Below are 15,989 nucleotides of genomic sequence, written 5' to 3' on the forward strand. Positions count from 1 at the left end.
GGAATATACTGATAATGAGGGGAATCCCTCTTTGAAGGACGACTCACCTTGATTTTTTAAGGTGAGTCTGCCACTTTACTTTCCCAACATCTCTCTCAAATCCTCTAAATTCACCACATTCTCAAAACCTTTCGCCTTCAATCCTCTATACAGTTTTTTATCTCCTGTCCAAAGTATTGCCTCCAGTTCAATCGTCAATGCGACAAAACCAATATCCTTTACATCAATATCTTCGGTTAATTCCCTTGCCTTTTCAAAACTCAAATCAGAAATTTGACTTTCATTCACAAATTGGATTTTTTTAAGCACCAAAAATAATAATTCCAATACTTCTTCTTCTTCCATTCGTGAGTATTTAATGATTTTCTCTTTTTTATCAAATATTTCCACAAATAGGAAGTAGGAAGAGTATTTTGGAATGTCATCTAACTCATTGATAAGCATTTGCCCAACTCTGCTTTCTGAATTGAGTATGCTACTCATCAGAATATTTGTATCTACAATGATTTTCATATCCTACCAAGTTTTGCACGACGTTTCGCAATCCCCACATTTATCTCCTCACTCAAAGCCTCAATCTCCGCCTCGGTAGCTTTACTTTTAGCCACCAATTCCCGATATCGAAAATAATCAATTAGATTTTGAATTTCCGTAACACTCATCAACCCTTTGGGTAGGCTAATCACAATTTCATTTGCAGTATTTTGGATTCGCATTTTTGTATGATTTCGTTTTGAACTCTAAATATAACAACAATTCCTCCTTTACCGTTCCCTTATTCTCCAAAATAATCCAATATTCCTACCTTTGTTACAACCCCAAACGCTATACCTCAGAAAAATTGCAAATCACCGTTTTTCTACTTTTTGCCTAAATTTGGTTTGGACATTCTGATAAAATATCGGAGGGAGAAAAGAAAGGATGTGAGAATGACGAAGTGAATTCCCAAAGTTTGTCTTTCCGAATAGGTAAAAAAATAGTCAAGTGGGTAGTATCTTCTTTGGGAATACTTGTAAATCTCGTCTAAGTCAAAAAAATGGTAGGATAAAGTTAGCACTATAAGGTAGATTGCAAGTAAGCCTAATTCTAGCTTGAAGTTGAGTCGTTTGCGGAAAAGTTGTACCGCAAAATAAAAAATGGCAACAAGGGCTGTAAGTGTTGGGTAAACAAGCATAATATATGATTATGGTTGATATTGTATATATTCCATTTAACAATGGTTCGGGTAGTTTTTACTAAACGCAGAGACAGAGAAACGCAGAGATTTGATTATCAGATAGTTGCAAAAATTTAATTTATTTTATAATAATCTAATTATCAATTCATTAGAAAAAAACTACGAACTATTGATTTAAAACACCACTATTAATTGACAACAGGCAAGTGAAAATAAACCCTCGTACCCACGCCAACTTCGGAATCTATGTCTATTTCACCATCATATAGCCCTACGATTTTTTTGCACATCGCCAACCCAATACCTGTAACCTTGTAATCCTCTTTGTTTAGGCGTTGGAAGATGCGAAAGACTTTTTGTTGATGGACTTTTTCGATGCCTATTCCATTGTCTTTGACTTCAATGAAGATTTTTTGGTTTTGCTCATAACTGCGAATTTCTATCAGACTAATTCGGTCTCTATGACTGAATTTAAGGGAATTTCTAATGAGTTGGCTTAACAACCACTTGATGTGTTTCGACTCGGCGTATAGAGAAGGAAGCTCGTCTGATATCGAAATATGGGCTTCTTTGATAGATAAAGACTGTTTCGCTTCTTCAAATACTTCTTGAATAATATTGGTTAAGGCTACTGTTTTAACCTTCATATGATCTATACGAATCGTGGAATACTGCAATAGGTCTTCCAATAGTTGATGCATGTGTTGTGTACCCGATTCTATGTATTGAAGGAAATCAGTGACTTCTGGATTCAATCGTTGCTGATATTGACCTTTCAAAAGGGTGGTAAACCCAGAAATATTGCAGAGCGGTTCTTTGAGGTCGTGTGCAATGATGAAAGCATATTGCTCCAATTCTTTATTGTATTGTTGGAGTTGTTGATTTTGTTTTTCAATTTTCTGATTCTTCAGTATCAACACATCGATTTTCTCTTCTTTTTTATTGAGTAGTGCTTCGATTTTATCCTTCTTTTCGGGATAGAAATATTCAAATTGGATTTCAATAAGTTCATTTTGATAGTCAATACACTCTTTTAGCTTCTTCATTTTTTTTGTAACATCGATAATCATTCTTATTGCTTGTATGTAGAGCTGCAAGAGATCTTCTTTTGTGGAAGGTTGGAGCATTTTTTTTAAGGCATCGTAAGCAAAATCTAATTGATTCAGTTCCAAATATATTTTTGCTAAGCATAGTAACTCAGACAAAGCAAACTGAGGATTCTGCAACTCCTCGTATAATAAAAGCGATTTTTGAGTATGCCCAAGGCTTTCATCGTATATTCCTTGTGAAAATGTAATCTTGCCAAGATTCGATAAACACATAGCCATTTCTTGTTTGTATGCAGGCTCGTCTTTGAATAGTTCGATAGCAATATTTATGTCTTTGAGTGCTTCGTCATACCTTTCGAGCCTATAGAGTGCGTAGCCCGTGCAGATATACAAGCCAGCAAATCTTAAATCGGTTTGATAGGCTACTTCATTTTTAGCTTTTTCGAAGTATTCTAATGCCGCTTCCTGTCTTTCTAGCCTTGTATATACTCCTGCAATTGATGCATAAATATTGAATTTTTGATGAGTAGCAGGTTTGTCCAGAGCTTTGGTTAGGTGAGAAAGTGCATCGTTCAGTTTATTGGTATCTGTACAGATGATTCCCAAGTTTATTCTGGCTGCTGTAATTTTTTCATCACTCTCACACTCCCTAGCGAACTGCAAGGCTAATTTGGTATGTTTTTTAGCTTCTCCATAGTTTTGTCTTTTGATCCAATAACTTCCAAATCTGAGATGTAATAGAAATAAAAGCTTTTTGTCTGATTGTTTTTCAGCAAGAATGAGTGCGTTTTCAACAATAGAAACAATGTTATTGGGAAGTATCGTAGGGGGATTATTCAATGATTCGACAATCTCCCAAAGATCATTTTGATTCAATTTTTCGTCAGAACTATGTTGATTGATTGATCCTTGCATTGGCAAAATTTTAGACTTGAATGGAGTTTCTTTGGAGAGGGAAGATCTTATTCTCCTCTTGTATTTTTATCTGTATAGAAAGCAAAAATTTTACCAAAATTATCTTGGCACATCAAAAGATACTGTATATCAACATTTCTCTTCATGAAAATTGTTCTTGTAGAAGAGTTCCTACAGATTTCTCTCAAAAGACAAACCAATGCGTCATTTTATATTGTTTGAAAAAGATGTTGTATTTTGTTCCTTTAGACTTCGGACGAGGGAGCAAAGATGTAAAAAATAAGAATTTAATTGATTGATAAGTAACTATTTGTATCTAATTACATCAATGGATTAAGGCTTTGATTATCATTTTTTTTATATCTCGCATATTGCTTCCTACTTCTTTCGTCCAAAGTCCAATATTCCTATAAGATACAAAAAATAATCTCCATTATTACAAAAAATCAAAGTACAGTAGTTGAATGCTTGCCATAATAAACATTACAACCATGAGTACAGACAAAAGTTTGTTCATTCAATAAAACCTTATAGGTATAAATCTTGTAAGTTTATACAATATTGTTAATTAAATGAATTTACATGTATAAAAATATATGATGTTTTTATTCCGAGTAAATTAAACGTTTTGTCCTGTATCGAAATTACAACCAACTATCTATAGAATACTTAAACTTTTGTAACCGTGTTAAAAATCTATGTACACCTTGTCATCATTGTCTTTCTCCTATTTACGGGGAATTTAATACTCAATGCTCAAATCATTAATATTGAAGACAGACGACTACAAATAGAGGATGAAACTACTCAAGATAGTGTAAAATGGTTGGGTCGAATTGGCTTGGCATTTAGCTGGACTCAAAACAAATCCAAAATTTTTAGAATGGATGGCAATGCCCAATTTGAGCGATTGGTCAAAAAACATTTACTACTAAGTATTACAGATTATAGCTTTGCAAAATTTGACGAAAATAGGTTTATTAATCAAGGCTTTCAGCATTTTAGGTACAATTATAGAATTAGAAATAGGTTGACGTATGAAGCTCTTTTTCAAATTCAAACCAACAAACTGGCGAATATTGATCTCAGGGTTTTAACAGGGACAGGCTTACGCTTTCGGCTGTACCAAAAAGGTAAAGGCAATGGATTTTATGGTGTTACCTATTTATATGAATATGAAGAAGAATCCTTGGAGCAACTTACACATCAAAACCATCGACTAAGCACTTATTTTTCTTTTGAATGGCTTCCCGTCGAAAATATTACCATTTCCTCCACAACTTATTATCAACCTTTATTTACAGATTTTTCGGACTATCGAATCACAACCCAATCAAACGTAGTATTGCCCATCAGTAAGCAGTTCAATTTTACCGTAGCCATTTCTTATATTTATGATAGTCATCCAGCAAAGGGCGCACCCGATAGACTGTACAATTTTGTAAATGGTCTGCGATTTAATTTCTGATTGAAGTATAGTATTTTTTTATTGCTACTTCGTCTTGACTTTCTTTTTCTCCAACCCATCTTTTAATCACCCGTTTGTCTGCTTCTATGTCAGAATCGCTTACTTCAATAGGGTTAATAATTTACACAAAACCAATAGTTTAGCGACTATCTTCCAGCTTTTTTTCTATTCGTTTGATGGTATTCCAATTTCGAGTGGTGATGTCCTTTCCAAAATATTTCTCCAATGCGTCCATTGCTTTTGGCGTTTTGGATATCGAAAGATCTAAAACACTTACAATGGTTTTGTCGCTCACACTGATTATTTTGAAGGATTTATCCTCACTCTCCCAAGGTAACTCCAAATCGGTTTCGGTATCTGTTTGCAAAAACGAAACATACAATCGAATGTCTTTGGTGAGAATTATGTCTTTGAAGGGATTGTCCTTCAATAATTCATCAATCGTTTCAGCTTTTCTGACGATTGTTGGTATCGGAAAGCCAAACGTTTTTTCCAAATGTTCTGAAAGCGTTTTTTCGAGCCTCTCCAAATCACCTGCAATTGCATCAAATACGATATTACCTGAATTTAGAAGCGTCACCACTTTTTCAAACTTCAGATTTTCCATTTCTTTGCGAAGGTCTGCCATCGGGACTTTGTGGTGACCACCTACATTGATTCCTCTTAGAAAGGCAACGTATTGTTCTTTTTTTGATTTCATTTGCTTTTATTCAGTTTGTCATTGTCCATTTGAATCATCCATTGCCCCCTACTAATCGAATACACCTCGCACTTATCCTCTCCAAATTGCCTTTTCTCTTTGAATTCAAAACCCAATCTTTTGTAAAATCGGATAGCCTCTGTGTTGGACTCCAAAGGGTCAATCAACACCTCATTGACCTCCAAATCTGCAAAACATATTTTAAGAGCCAATTGCATCATCTTCGTACCATATCCTTTCCCCAAGTTTTTTTTCTCTCCAATCCAAATATCAATCGCTCTTTTGTTTGCTTCAATGTCGCCCCAATAATGGGTTTCTTCTTTTGCAGGGTCAATGATTTGCACAAAACCAATCGGTTTTCCATCGACTTCTGCAATGAGTTGTTGCCTCCATTCTGGTTCTCTTGTGAGTTCAGTTTCCCAATTCCAATCGTCATTTGGGTCAGATTCTATGACGTGTTCTTGCTTGTCCCAATGTTGGAGGGTTTGGAGATCGGTGAGGTTTGCTTTTCTTAGGAGGAGCATTGTTTTATCCTTTTATTCCTTTCTCAATATTTGCAGATTTTTCATTGTTTTAACTAATAACACAAACAAAATAAAACATGTTCTAAAGTTCATTTTTCGGCTCTAAGTCCATTTTACAAACAGATAAAGCCAAATCAAAATTTTATTTTGGCTTTATCTCCATTTTTTGTATATTTAGAGCCAAAAACACTCTAAAATCATGCAAAAACTGATTGGCAGACAAAAAGAAATCCAAAAACTTAGAAAACACCTTCAATCCCACAAATCTGAATTTGTTGCGATTTATGGGCGGCGAAGAGTCGGGAAAACTTTTTTGGTAAGGCAAGTATTTGACAATCAATTCGCTTTTCAACTGACGGGAATGGCGAATGTAAACACCCGAGGGCAATTGACCAAATTTCACGCAGCATTGCAGCGATACTTCCCTCAAAGCAATGACCTTGAACCTGCCAAAAACTGGTTTACAGCTTTTGAACAATTGATTACTTTATTGGAGGCAGATGAAACGACTGACAAAAAGGTGATTTTTTTGGATGAATTGCCGTGGTTGGATACACGTGGGGCTAATTTCCTATCAGGTTTAGAGCATTTTTGGAACAGTTGGGCAAGTGCAAGAGATGATATTCTATTGATTGTCTGCGGTTCGGCTGCTTCTTGGATGGTCAAAAACTTACTAAAGAATAGAGGAGGATTGCACAATAGAGTTACTGACCGAATGAAACTATCGCCTTTCAATTTGGCGGAAACAGAGGAACTACTCAAATACAAAGGCATTGTTTACGACAGATATCAAATCATTCTGTTGTATATGGTTTTTGGAGGGATTCCCTTTTATTTAGAGAAAATTGACTCAAGATTTAGTGCCACACAGAATGTCAATGAATTGTGTTTTGAATACAATGCACCTTTTAGGGATGAATATGAAGAATTGTATGCTTCTTTGTTTAAAAAATCGGAAAAACATCTTGCCATCATTGAAGCTTTGGCACAGAAAAAAAAGGGTTTAAGTCGAGCCGAAATCATCCGATTGACCAAACTATCTAATGGTGGTGGCTTGACCCGTGTTTTGAAGGAATTGGAAGAAAGCAGTTTTATTAGGCGTTATCAAGGCTTTGGAAAGAAAAAACGGGAAAGCCTTTATCAATTGGTGGACTTTTATTCTTTGTTTTACCTCAATTTTATCCAAAAATCAAGCCCTGATGATGAAAATTTTTGGATAAATGCACTTCAATCTCCTACATTTAGAGCATGGAGTGGCTATGCTTTTGAGATGGTTTGTTTACACCATGTTTCACAAATCAAACAGGCTTTGGGGATAGCAGGTGTCCAAACTTCTGTGGCAACTTGGACTTCTCCCGAAGCACAAATAGACCTATTGATTGACCGCAAGGATAGGGTTATCAATCTTTGTGAAATGAAATTTTCCATCAGTCCTTTCACCATCAACAAGCAATATGCCGCCAATCTACGAAACAAAATGGGTTCTTTCCGAGAGGCTACTCAAACGAAAAAAGCCATTTTTTTGACCATCATTTCGACTTATGGATTGGCTCAAAGCCCCTATAAAGGAATGATTCAAAATGATTTGACGATGGTGGTGCTTTTTGAATAATTCCTCCAATTATTGTGTCGAGGTATTGTAGATTAACCTTTGGCTTTCTGCGAAAGCAGTAAATAATTTGTTGTACGGCAGTCATAAATATTGTTTTAATTTTCTACAATATCTATTCGCATCCCCATGCTGTTCAATATTTTAAGAAAGGTAGATAACTGAACATCTACCTTCCCGTTTTCGATACGAGATAAAAACGAAGATTTAAGGGCCGTTTTTTCAGCCAATGTCTTCTGCGAAATTTGAGCATCTTTTCTTTTTTCTTTCAGCATTTCACACAAATAATATGCTTCTGCCTTTGCTTCAAATTCCTCTTACTCCGTATTTTAGTTGGAGTAGTTTTAAATCCATTGATTTAGTTTTTTTCTAAAAAAATAAATTATAAATAATGTACTTTGTATTCATAATTATGAAAATCAATATATTTTTGAGATATATTTTGTTTATTATTCATTATGCTATTCAAATTTAGCTCTATTAATTTATAATCACACTTTATATGACAATTTGGACAAACAATTAATATATTATCAGCAGAATCTGGACCATTATAGGGTTGTCCTAAAGGTTTAATGTGATGTCCTTCTATATAGAATTTTCCGTTTGGTAGTTTAAAGTATAAATTACATAATTGGCATTTATTTGCTACCATTTTCTTTATTTCTTTAACCAAAGCTGTATCCCTTACTATTCTATTTTGTAAGGATAAGCCTCTAATTGGATTGTTTTCTAGTGACATATTATTCTCAATTTGTGGAAAGAAATTTCTTAATCCCCAAACACCTTTACCAATACCATTTACTGAAAAAAATAAATCTTTATATTTTGGGTATGTATTACTATCACTAGAATAAGATTGTATCACTTTCCTTAAATAAGAATCTGAATAGTTTGGACACCTATCATATATCTCATCTAATTTTCCAACACCATTTAATTCAATTAAAGCTTTTTTTATTTGTTCAACAGGTTTCCACATAGTAAAACTATTAAAATTGCAATTTTTTATTACATGTTAAATGTAAGTATTATTTTGAATAAAGATACAAATTTATATTCGATTCTTAAAAATACCTCATTCAAAAACCTCATACACAACCCCTTCCCAATAAAACACCACATTATTCCCCAAGCTCAAAAACTCCGAAACCTTAGGCGTTTTCTTCAACAAATCAAAGTATTCCTCCGAAGCAAAAGCAATGCGTTGGCGTTTGGCATTTTGGTTTTTGGGCGAAAGGACTTCCGCATCGATCCAAGAATTGCCCTGATTTTGATAGACCGCACGACCTTGAATATTGCGGTATTGATTGGCGATGTCTTCGTTATCGTCTTTTGAAGTCCCTTTATACATTCGGCTTTGTCCCTGTTTTGTTTGACCAATATTAGAAGCCTTGTTGAGCGATTGAATCTCTTGACTGCTGCGAACACTGTTTGCGCCCTCCTTGCGTTTCATCGCACCATATTCTTCCTCTGCACTGTCCATGTTGCTGTTGCGTTCCCAAAAATCGGGTTGTTCAATAGGGCGAGGACTTGCACGCCCAGTAGTTCCACGCCGCATTTCCTCATCCTCCAAAATCAAATAACTCGTATAGGGAGTTACAATCCCGTATTCTTTCGCCAAAGTAACCACTTCCTCCACCAATTCTTTGTCGTTGCCATGCAGTCGGATTTGGTCGAGTAGATAACCAACTGCCCTTGAAGCCCAAAGCGGTGGAATGAAATCGTGTTTTTCGTATGTATCGTTGGGCAGACTTGCATCATATTTGAAAGACTTGCTTTGACCATTCACTTTGCCCGAAAGCATCACACTCACATTGTCGCTGCCCTTGTTGTCGTATCGCCCCAAAACGGTGACAGACGAACCTTTGAACAAATCGGGTAGGTCTTTGGGATAGGTCTGAAAAACGTTCACATTGCGGCTAAACCCCAGCTTCAAATCCGTCAAAACGGGCGAACTGACTTTGGTGTAAAAGTTAGAAATCTTCACTTCAATGTCTTCGTCTGGAAGGATATAGCTGCGAAAAGCTTTGGTGTGTTCAGTGATTTTGTCGAGCAAATGCGTATTGATGTCCTCGCCAATTCCAAAGGTAAAAATGCGTGTATTTTCACTGTTGTAGGCGGTCAATTTTTTTACTAATTCGTCTTCTTCCGTCACGCCAATTGTAGGTTTTCCGTCCGTAATGAACACCACCATGTAGGGGCGGTCTTCTCGGGATTTGGCGGACAAGGCTTTTTCGAGAGCCTCGTCAATATTCGTGCCTCCAACTGCTTTCAAACCTTCAATAAACGTTCTCGCTTCCAATACATTGTCCTTATTCGCTTCCTGCAAATCGTCAAACAAACTCCTCGCCTCAGTCGAAAAACGCACGATATTGAAGTGATCTCCTTTGTTCAAATTATTGACGCAAAACAGCAGCGATTCTTTGGCTTTCTCCAGTTTTTCACCCGACATACTGCCCGATACGTCTAGGACAAAAGTGATGTCTTTTTCGGCAATTTCCTGCTCCTGTTCTGCAATGCCAGGATGGAAGGTCAGCAAGAAAAAACCGTCTTTTTTGTTGGGTTTGAAGGACAAAACCGATGCACCAATGGCTTGATTGTCGGTATTGAAGTAGAGTTTGAAGTCGACATTGGGCTTCACCTCTGATGCTTCAAAACCAATTTTGGCTTGTTTCGCTCCTTTGCGGATGATTTCTACTTCGTGGGTGGGTGAATAGATGGTTTTCAGGTCGTTGTCCGCTTCCATGTTCACCACCAAACTGAGGTTTTGCAGCGGTTTGGCGGAGTATTTTTCGGTGTTCAAAGGATAGACATATTCTACCGTTCCATCATCTTGATCGAGCAATTGCGAATAGGCGATTTTGATGCGGGTTTCGCTTCGAGGTTCTATCGGAAAAATCCGCACTTTGAACAGTCCTTGTTGACTGTATTCCAACAGTGCGGGGTCTCTCAATTGACGCACAATGTCTTCGTAAATTTTGCGGGCTTTGTCGGCATCCAATAGTTCGGCAGCCGTTTCTTTGCCGTTGATGTACATCGAAAAGTTGTTCAATGTTGCGTCTTTGGGAATGGGAAACAAAAAGTAACCTTCCAATTGTCGGTTGTCGGGATTGTAAAACGTTTGGTCAATACTCGTCTTAGCTGCCTGTCCTTCAATGTTGATTTCCACTTTTTCGGATTTGACCTCCAATGGGAATGGATTGACGGGCATGGGTGGACGACGTGGCTCAATGGGTGGCATTGGAGGAAAATCTCTCGGTATGGTCCATCCATCGGTTTTATGGGTGGCTATCATCAAGCCGCCTGCGTAGCTATTGAAGGGAAAGGAAAATAGAAGTAGGATTATTATTGAAGTTAATTTTTTCATGTTTGTTGGTTCATAGGGCTGCTGCCCAATGTTAGAGTATGTCGCTCCGTTGGAGCTTTGATATGTAGAGATTGGCGATATTTTGAAGTTGCGTTGAGAAGTTCATAGGACTTGAATATTTGTAGAAAAATGAAGAAGGTATAGGCTCAGAACTTCGTATGGAGTTCAAGCCATATTGTTTGTGTTCAACTCCATACAGAGTTGGTGATTTTGTTCTTAGATAATTTCTACAAATATTGTACTGCTAACGAAGTAGCTTTGTAAGATTAATTATAACGATTCGTAGCCCAAGAATCGAGATTAACAGATTGTGTGGAAAAGACTTCGGAAGATTTATTTTATGATAGATTGGCTATTAAAAAAAATACAAGACCTTTCTAAATGGCAAACTTCCGAAGTCTCTTATCCTTTACTGCTCTTTAAACTTATAAGCCTTAGACTTAGCCTGTTCTCGAATCGTACCAATCATGGCATCGTCCAAAGTGCTGCTACCTTCCGTAGCCATTTTTGCACGTTCGGTGGCTTCGTAATCTCGGCGTTTTTTGGAGAGTTCTTGAATTTGTGCTTGCACTTCCTTGCGTTCATTGGCTTTGGATTCGATGTAGGCTTTGCGCTCGTCTGTGTCCATATCCTTCATTTCTTCGGGCAGTGCCTCTTCTTCCAATTTTTCTACTTCAACGGCTGATTCTTCAACTGCATCAATCAAATCCCAATCGGAGTTTTTGTAGGCGGCAGAGGATTTGGACATAGCTCGTTGGGCAACATTGGAAGTACCATAAGAACTTGCATTGCTATCTTGAATCATTTGGCGTTCTTTTTTGGCTTTTCCTTTGCTGCCGTATCCGATGTAAGTGTCGTTGAGTTTGTTGTTGAGTTCACCAATTTCTTTGTCGTAAGGTGTTTCGATGTGTACGACAGCTTCGTTTTGGTTGATGTTGAGGTATTTACCATCTGCCAAATCTGCTCCGTCTTTCCATTGGGTGCGAATACCTTCTTCGTAGTCACCGCAGAAAATGGTGTTGATGATGATGCCGTTTTCGATGGCCGTTTTGCAGGATTTTTTGTAGTCGACATTGCCTTGTGTGAAAGGTTCGTTTCCTGCAATGAAGATGATCTTGAGGTCGTTGTTGCTGTCGCTCCATTCTAGGTTTTTAGTGGCGGTTTGGATGACATGACCACAGTATTCTTCTCCTCCATTGGTGGTGAGGGCAAAGAGTTTTTCGGAAATCAAATCGAGGTCGGTGGTCATGGGCGCAACTTGACGAATGTAGCCTTCCTTACTCGAAAGTTGGTCGTTTCCGTATTCATACAGCGCAATTTGAAGGTTGGGAACGTTGCCTTCTTGGTCTTTAGCGAGGGCGAGCTCGTTAACCATTTTCCACAATTGAGATTTGGCTTGGTCTATGAGTCCGTCCATGCTGTTGCTGGTGTCCAAAAGCAAGGCAACTTGTATATTGCTTTCACCATTGTTTTTGAGGACTATTGGTTTGGCGACAAACTCATGTAAAGGAGTTCGGTCATTCATTTTGGGTGATTTGTATTCATTGCCATTGAAGTCAATTTGGATGTTGATGTTGGTCATGCTGACTACTGCAATGAGTACGAGGGCTGAGAGCAAAAGTAATTTTTTCATGATTTTGAGGTTTTCATAGGGCTATCGCCCTGAATTATGAGATTTAGTTTATCATAGGGTTTCATCCTATGTTACAATATGTCGCTCCATTGGAGCTTTCAGATTTGGATTTGCTAAAGTCTATTCAATATCAATTCTTTGAATATTGGCTTCCCGTCTTTTTGTCCTTCAAAGGTAATTTTCAGCATATCTATATTCATCAAGCGATAGGTGATGGTGCGAGGAAAATCGTTTTGAAGGTTGTCAAAGATGAAGTAGTTTTCATTGTCTGTACTCGTTTCGGAGGTGCGTAGTTGGTAGGTAAGGGATTGCGAATTGTTGGGATGGTTAATCGTGTAAGTCATTTTATCTCCTTGTAGTGAATGTATGCTGAGGTCTTCTGCAAAAAGGATTGCGCCATTCTGCAAGGTTTTTGCAGTTCCTAAGAGAGTACCGTTGGGTGTCATTTTCCAGTTTTCTTCAAAAAACATACCGTTCAAATAGAAGGACCAGTTTCCTTCTAAGGAAGACAAAAAACCCAATGACTTTGCAGAAGATGCACCATCCATATCTGTTTTTGAAGCTGATCTTTTGAGCATAATATTGTTGTTAGAATTTTCTTTACTTTTCTTTGAACTGCCTGCTTTTGTAGATTCTATTTTTTTGGCAGACTCCATTTCTAAGGTGCTTTGTGATCGTCTTTCGTCTCCATATCCATCATAAGGCATCATATTGCTGAGGCTGCTTCGATTGAAGTCGGCATTGTAGCGGGAGTAGGCATAGGCTTCATTGGTGTCGGTGATATTGAAGGTGGCTTTTACTGTAGGTTTTGCGGCTTTTGAAACAGGTTTTGCAGCACTGTAAGCGTTTATATTCACCTCGTCCAAAACTTGTCCAGCATCGTCTGCTTCCATTTCCATTACTTCCTCTTCTATTGCTATATCTGCATCCTCAGTCATGGAAGATTCACTTGTATTCGGGCTAATCGCTTTCAAACTTCTATTTGTAGTTGAAATGGAAGGTTTTGGAGCAGCCGTAACAATTGTTGGCTTATCGATTGTTTGATTGGAATTCGAGGCAATGGTTGTGTTGTTTTTTGAAGTAAATTTTGGCTTGTCTTTATTGTTGTCTCTACTTTTTGCAGCAATTAGAGTCTCTTCTTCTTTACGTTCTTCGTTCGCTGCAATTTCAGTATTGGGAGAGTTATTTTCTTTGCTTATACTCATTGCAGTATCGCTCTTCATTTTCATACTTTCCATATCTGCCGACCTAACAGAAGGGTTGTTTTCAGCAGGTGATTCGTTGTAGTTAGCAGGTTGTTCCATTGCCAAATCTCCTTGAGGGGCATTGGTAAAGTATATGGCAGGAACCATCATCACCAGAATCACCGCAGCAGCAGCGACATAGCGCAGCCAATGCACCTTCTTTGGTCGGGGTTTTTCTTCCCACATTGAAGGTGTGGCATCCAGCTTTTCTTCGAGACGCTCCCACAATTTGTTGGAGGGCATCTTGTCGAATTGATGCTGATGTTCGTTGAATAATTTGTCTATATCTTTGAGGTTCATCTTTCGTATTGTTACATTGCTGTATTGTTATATTGTTGTATGGTTTCATTGTTTTTCTCTACTTAGCAATTCAGCCATATAACAATTCAACCATTTTTTATCACGCCACCCGATACCCACTGTTTGCAGCCAATAAATCCTGCAACATTTTTCGAGCTTTGATGAGTTGTGATTTGGAAGTATTGATACTGATTCCCAACATATCGGCTATTTCACGGTGTTTGTAACCTTCAATAGCGTAGAGGTTAAAAATGGTGCGATAACCGTCAGGTAGTTCGTCCAACAACTTCAATATGTCTGCTTCTTGCAGATCGTCCTGCGCTTTTGCTGCCGTTGGTGCTTCTATTTCGGTGTCACTCAATTCGACGTAGAGGGTACTGACCCGCTTTTTTTTTCGCAAAAACATCAGGGCCTCGTTCACCACTATTCGCCGAATCCAACCTTCAAAACTTCCTTTGTCTTCAAATGTGTGGATGTTGGCAAATACCTTGTAAAAAGCGTTTAATAAAGTATCTTCTACATCTGCTTCATTGTGGACATACCTTCGACACACCCCAAACATTTTGGCGGCATAGCGTTCGTACAAAATACGCTGTGCTTTTCGGTTGCCTTTTTTACAGGCTGCTATGAGTTGTGTTTCGGTCAAGGGATTTTGCTAAATGGTTTATTATTTGACTGTCGAATGGCTTTATTGTTGCATTCTTCTTGACTTGCCGTTCTATTTCTATAGATGATGTAAAGGGGTGGTTTTGGTGTCTGGAAAGTAGATTTTTTGAAAAAAACTTAGGGTTTTGTATTTGTAAGGATGATGAAAGGGTTAAAATTTTCGTCATTTTCCATTTTAATAATTTAGCTATGAATGCTTTATACATTTCACATTGAAGTGAAAAAATCTTGAATTTTATTTTTTAACCAGCCCAGGATAGACTGAAATGCTGCTTTCTTCAATGCCCCAAAGTTTCAATAATTTTCCCAACACTATTTTACTCAATTCCAACAAATTGTCAAATTTTTTCTTTTCTGCTGAGATTTCAATAAACCTCTCCAAACCATTGATGATTCTTTGTCTGAATCTACTTCTTCCCCATTTTTTATCATCTTCAATGACACCTTTGATGTAGGACAGCAAAACTGACAGCCATGCAAAACTACAAGCGACATATTCTTTGTTGTATATTTCGTCCTGTTCAGCTATTCTAAATCCATTTCCAATCAGTTCTTTTCTATATTCTTCTTCTATTTGTTTGCCTTCCTTTGCAGGTATTTCCATCGCCCAAATACTTTGCAAATTATTCATAATCATAGACTAATGAATTAAAATAATATTTTTTTCTAACCAAATCTTTCATTATTCCATTCAGCAGCATCGTTGGGAACATTCCGAATAAATCAGAACTTTGAAAAAACACAGCGACATTTATTCCTCCAATTCTCCGTAAATTCGCCCCGACAATTCCCATTTTCACATAAACCAAATCCATGACCTACCAAGAACTCGGACAATTTCACTGACCAAAGAGATTGGCGCATTCCAGAAAGAGTGCATGAAGTTGGTGAAACGAGAAGAAAAAGCCAAACGTTTGGCAATGAACCACAAAATTACAGCGCAACTCCCAGCCTACTCCTCTCCTATTTCAACTGCTGATTCTGCCGATTTTTTCTACTACAAAGACCGTCTTATTCCCCACCATTTTCAAGTCATTGAAGAAAAATTCCCCACTTCCTTTGTCCGCACCCACCAACACTATATCCTCAATCTGCTCCACATTAACACTATTGACAGCCGAGAGCGCATGGTATATCTGCATCCCAAATGGCAATGGCAAGTGCCGATTGCACACCGACAACATACTGCTTTTTTGAAGCACATTGAGAAGTTATAAGAAAGTTAATTATGGCATTCATAACCCGTTGTCCAACTTTTTAGGTATTGTCAAGGTTTTACGACATAACAAAATTTGCAGCAATATTTCAAGTGAAAGGCGAAACCTTGACAACAA

General features: G+C 37.6%; 14 protein-coding genes and 1 pseudogene. 3 read left to right on the forward strand and 12 right to left on the reverse strand.

From position 1 onward, the window contains the following. Positions 1 to 75: 75 nt before the first annotated feature. The 3 genes from R3E32_05495 to R3E32_05505 form a co-directional block, all read right to left on the reverse strand. A complete protein-coding gene (locus R3E32_05495; GenBank protein ID MEZ4884176.1) occupies positions 76 to 513 on the reverse strand; it encodes a PIN domain-containing protein in 438 nt (145 codons plus the stop codon). Continuing rightward, positions 510 to 716 carry a hypothetical protein gene (locus R3E32_05500; GenBank protein MEZ4884177.1) on the reverse strand — a complete coding sequence of 69 codons (207 nt, stop codon included), beginning with the start codon at positions 714 to 716 and terminating at the stop codon, positions 510 to 512. The genes R3E32_05495 and R3E32_05500 overlap by 4 nt, the downstream gene beginning before the upstream one ends. A gap of 649 nt (positions 717 to 1,365) precedes the next feature. After that, a complete protein-coding gene (locus tag R3E32_05505; protein ID MEZ4884178.1) occupies positions 1,366 to 3,141 on the reverse strand; it encodes an ATP-binding protein in 1,776 nt (591 codons plus the stop codon). Between the two features lie 685 nt (positions 3,142 to 3,826). On the opposite strand from R3E32_05505, the gene R3E32_05510 reads away from it, so the two are divergent. Then, positions 3,827 to 4,609, forward strand: a complete 783-nt coding sequence (locus R3E32_05510; GenBank protein ID MEZ4884179.1) for a DUF481 domain-containing protein — start codon at positions 3,827 to 3,829, stop codon at positions 4,607 to 4,609. A gap of 139 nt (positions 4,610 to 4,748) precedes the next feature. On the opposite strand, the gene R3E32_05515 is transcribed toward R3E32_05510, so the two are convergent. Together R3E32_05515 and R3E32_05520 are read right to left on the reverse strand one after the other, a co-directional pair. After that, positions 4,749 to 5,309 (reverse strand): DUF1697 domain-containing protein, encoded by a 561-nt coding sequence (locus R3E32_05515; protein ID MEZ4884180.1) that lies wholly within the window; start codon positions 5,307 to 5,309, stop codon positions 4,749 to 4,751. After that, positions 5,306 to 5,833 carry a GNAT family N-acetyltransferase gene (locus R3E32_05520; GenBank protein ID MEZ4884181.1) on the reverse strand — a complete coding sequence of 176 codons (528 nt, stop codon included), beginning with the start codon at positions 5,831 to 5,833 and terminating at the stop codon, positions 5,306 to 5,308. The genes R3E32_05515 and R3E32_05520 overlap by 4 nt, the downstream gene beginning before the upstream one ends. A gap of 199 nt (positions 5,834 to 6,032) precedes the next feature. Between R3E32_05520 and R3E32_05525 the strand changes: the two genes are divergently transcribed. Then, positions 6,033 to 7,445 (forward strand): ATP-binding protein, encoded by a 1,413-nt coding sequence (locus tag R3E32_05525; GenBank protein ID MEZ4884182.1) that lies wholly within the window; start codon positions 6,033 to 6,035, stop codon positions 7,443 to 7,445. A 95-nt stretch (positions 7,446 to 7,540) separates the two neighbouring features. Here the strand turns inward: R3E32_05525 and R3E32_05530 are convergent. From R3E32_05530 to R3E32_05560, 7 genes and pseudogenes are all read right to left on the reverse strand, one after another. Continuing rightward, positions 7,541 to 7,747, reverse strand: a pseudogene (locus tag R3E32_05530) (helix-turn-helix transcriptional regulator). Positions 7,748 to 7,824: 77 nt separating this feature from the next. Next, positions 7,825 to 8,424 (reverse strand): HNH endonuclease, encoded by a 600-nt coding sequence (locus R3E32_05535; GenBank protein MEZ4884183.1) that lies wholly within the window; start codon positions 8,422 to 8,424, stop codon positions 7,825 to 7,827. 96 nt (positions 8,425 to 8,520) lie between these two features. Beyond that, positions 8,521 to 10,812, reverse strand: a complete 2,292-nt coding sequence (locus R3E32_05540; GenBank protein ID MEZ4884184.1) for a VIT domain-containing protein — start codon at positions 10,810 to 10,812, stop codon at positions 8,521 to 8,523. Between the two features lie 409 nt (positions 10,813 to 11,221). Continuing rightward, positions 11,222 to 12,445: a VWA domain-containing protein gene (locus tag R3E32_05545; GenBank protein MEZ4884185.1), complete on the reverse strand. Its 1,224-nt coding sequence runs from the start codon at positions 12,443 to 12,445 to the stop codon at positions 11,222 to 11,224. A 113-nt stretch (positions 12,446 to 12,558) separates the two neighbouring features. After that, positions 12,559 to 13,989: a DUF6265 family protein gene (locus tag R3E32_05550; protein MEZ4884186.1), complete on the reverse strand. Its 1,431-nt coding sequence runs from the start codon at positions 13,987 to 13,989 to the stop codon at positions 12,559 to 12,561. A gap of 100 nt (positions 13,990 to 14,089) precedes the next feature. Next, positions 14,090 to 14,635, reverse strand: coding sequence for an RNA polymerase sigma factor (locus tag R3E32_05555; protein ID MEZ4884187.1), 546 nt, complete (start codon positions 14,633 to 14,635; stop codon positions 14,090 to 14,092). Between the two features lie 255 nt (positions 14,636 to 14,890). Continuing rightward, positions 14,891 to 15,286, reverse strand: a complete 396-nt coding sequence (locus R3E32_05560) for a hypothetical protein (protein ID MEZ4884188.1) — start codon at positions 15,284 to 15,286, stop codon at positions 14,891 to 14,893. Between the two features lie 289 nt (positions 15,287 to 15,575). Between R3E32_05560 and R3E32_05565 the strand changes: the two genes are divergently transcribed. After that, on the forward strand, positions 15,576 to 15,872 hold the full coding sequence (locus R3E32_05565; GenBank protein ID MEZ4884189.1) for a LytTR family transcriptional regulator DNA-binding domain-containing protein: 297 nt from the start codon (positions 15,576 to 15,578) through the stop codon (positions 15,870 to 15,872). Positions 15,873 to 15,989: the final 117 nt, after the last annotated feature.

It is taken from the genome of Chitinophagales bacterium, from assembly GCA_041392475.1.
Classification (GTDB): domain Bacteria; phylum Bacteroidota; class Bacteroidia; order Chitinophagales; family UBA2359; genus JAUHXA01.

Excerpts from the sequence above, each read along its gene's own strand:
- R3E32_05560 (MEZ4884188.1), bottom strand. The coding sequence starts at position 15,286 with ATGAATAATTTGCAAAGTATTTGGGCGATGGAAATACCTGCAAAGGAA.
- R3E32_05515 (MEZ4884180.1), bottom strand. The coding sequence starts at position 5,309 with ATGAAATCAAAAAAAGAACAATACGTTGCCTTTCTAAGAGGAATCAAT.
- R3E32_05500 (MEZ4884177.1), bottom strand. The coding sequence starts at position 716 with ATGCGAATCCAAAATACTGCAAATGAAATTGTGATTAGCCTACCCAAA.
- R3E32_05520 (MEZ4884181.1), bottom strand. The coding sequence starts at position 5,833 with ATGCTCCTCCTAAGAAAAGCAAACCTCACCGATCTCCAAACCCTCCAA.
- R3E32_05525 (MEZ4884182.1), top strand. The coding sequence starts at position 6,033 with ATGCAAAAACTGATTGGCAGACAAAAAGAAATCCAAAAACTTAGAAAA.
- R3E32_05565 (MEZ4884189.1), top strand. The coding sequence starts at position 15,576 with ATGAACCACAAAATTACAGCGCAACTCCCAGCCTACTCCTCTCCTATT.
- R3E32_05495 (MEZ4884176.1), bottom strand. The coding sequence starts at position 513 with ATGAAAATCATTGTAGATACAAATATTCTGATGAGTAGCATACTCAAT.
- R3E32_05550 (MEZ4884186.1), bottom strand. The coding sequence starts at position 13,989 with ATGAACCTCAAAGATATAGACAAATTATTCAACGAACATCAGCATCAA.
- R3E32_05535 (MEZ4884183.1), bottom strand. The coding sequence starts at position 8,424 with ATGTGGAAACCTGTTGAACAAATAAAAAAAGCTTTAATTGAATTAAAT.
- R3E32_05505 (MEZ4884178.1), bottom strand. The coding sequence starts at position 3,141 with ATGCAAGGATCAATCAATCAACATAGTTCTGACGAAAAATTGAATCAA.
- R3E32_05540 (MEZ4884184.1), bottom strand. The coding sequence starts at position 10,812 with ATGAAAAAATTAACTTCAATAATAATCCTACTTCTATTTTCCTTTCCC.
- R3E32_05545 (MEZ4884185.1), bottom strand. The coding sequence starts at position 12,445 with ATGAAAAAATTACTTTTGCTCTCAGCCCTCGTACTCATTGCAGTAGTC.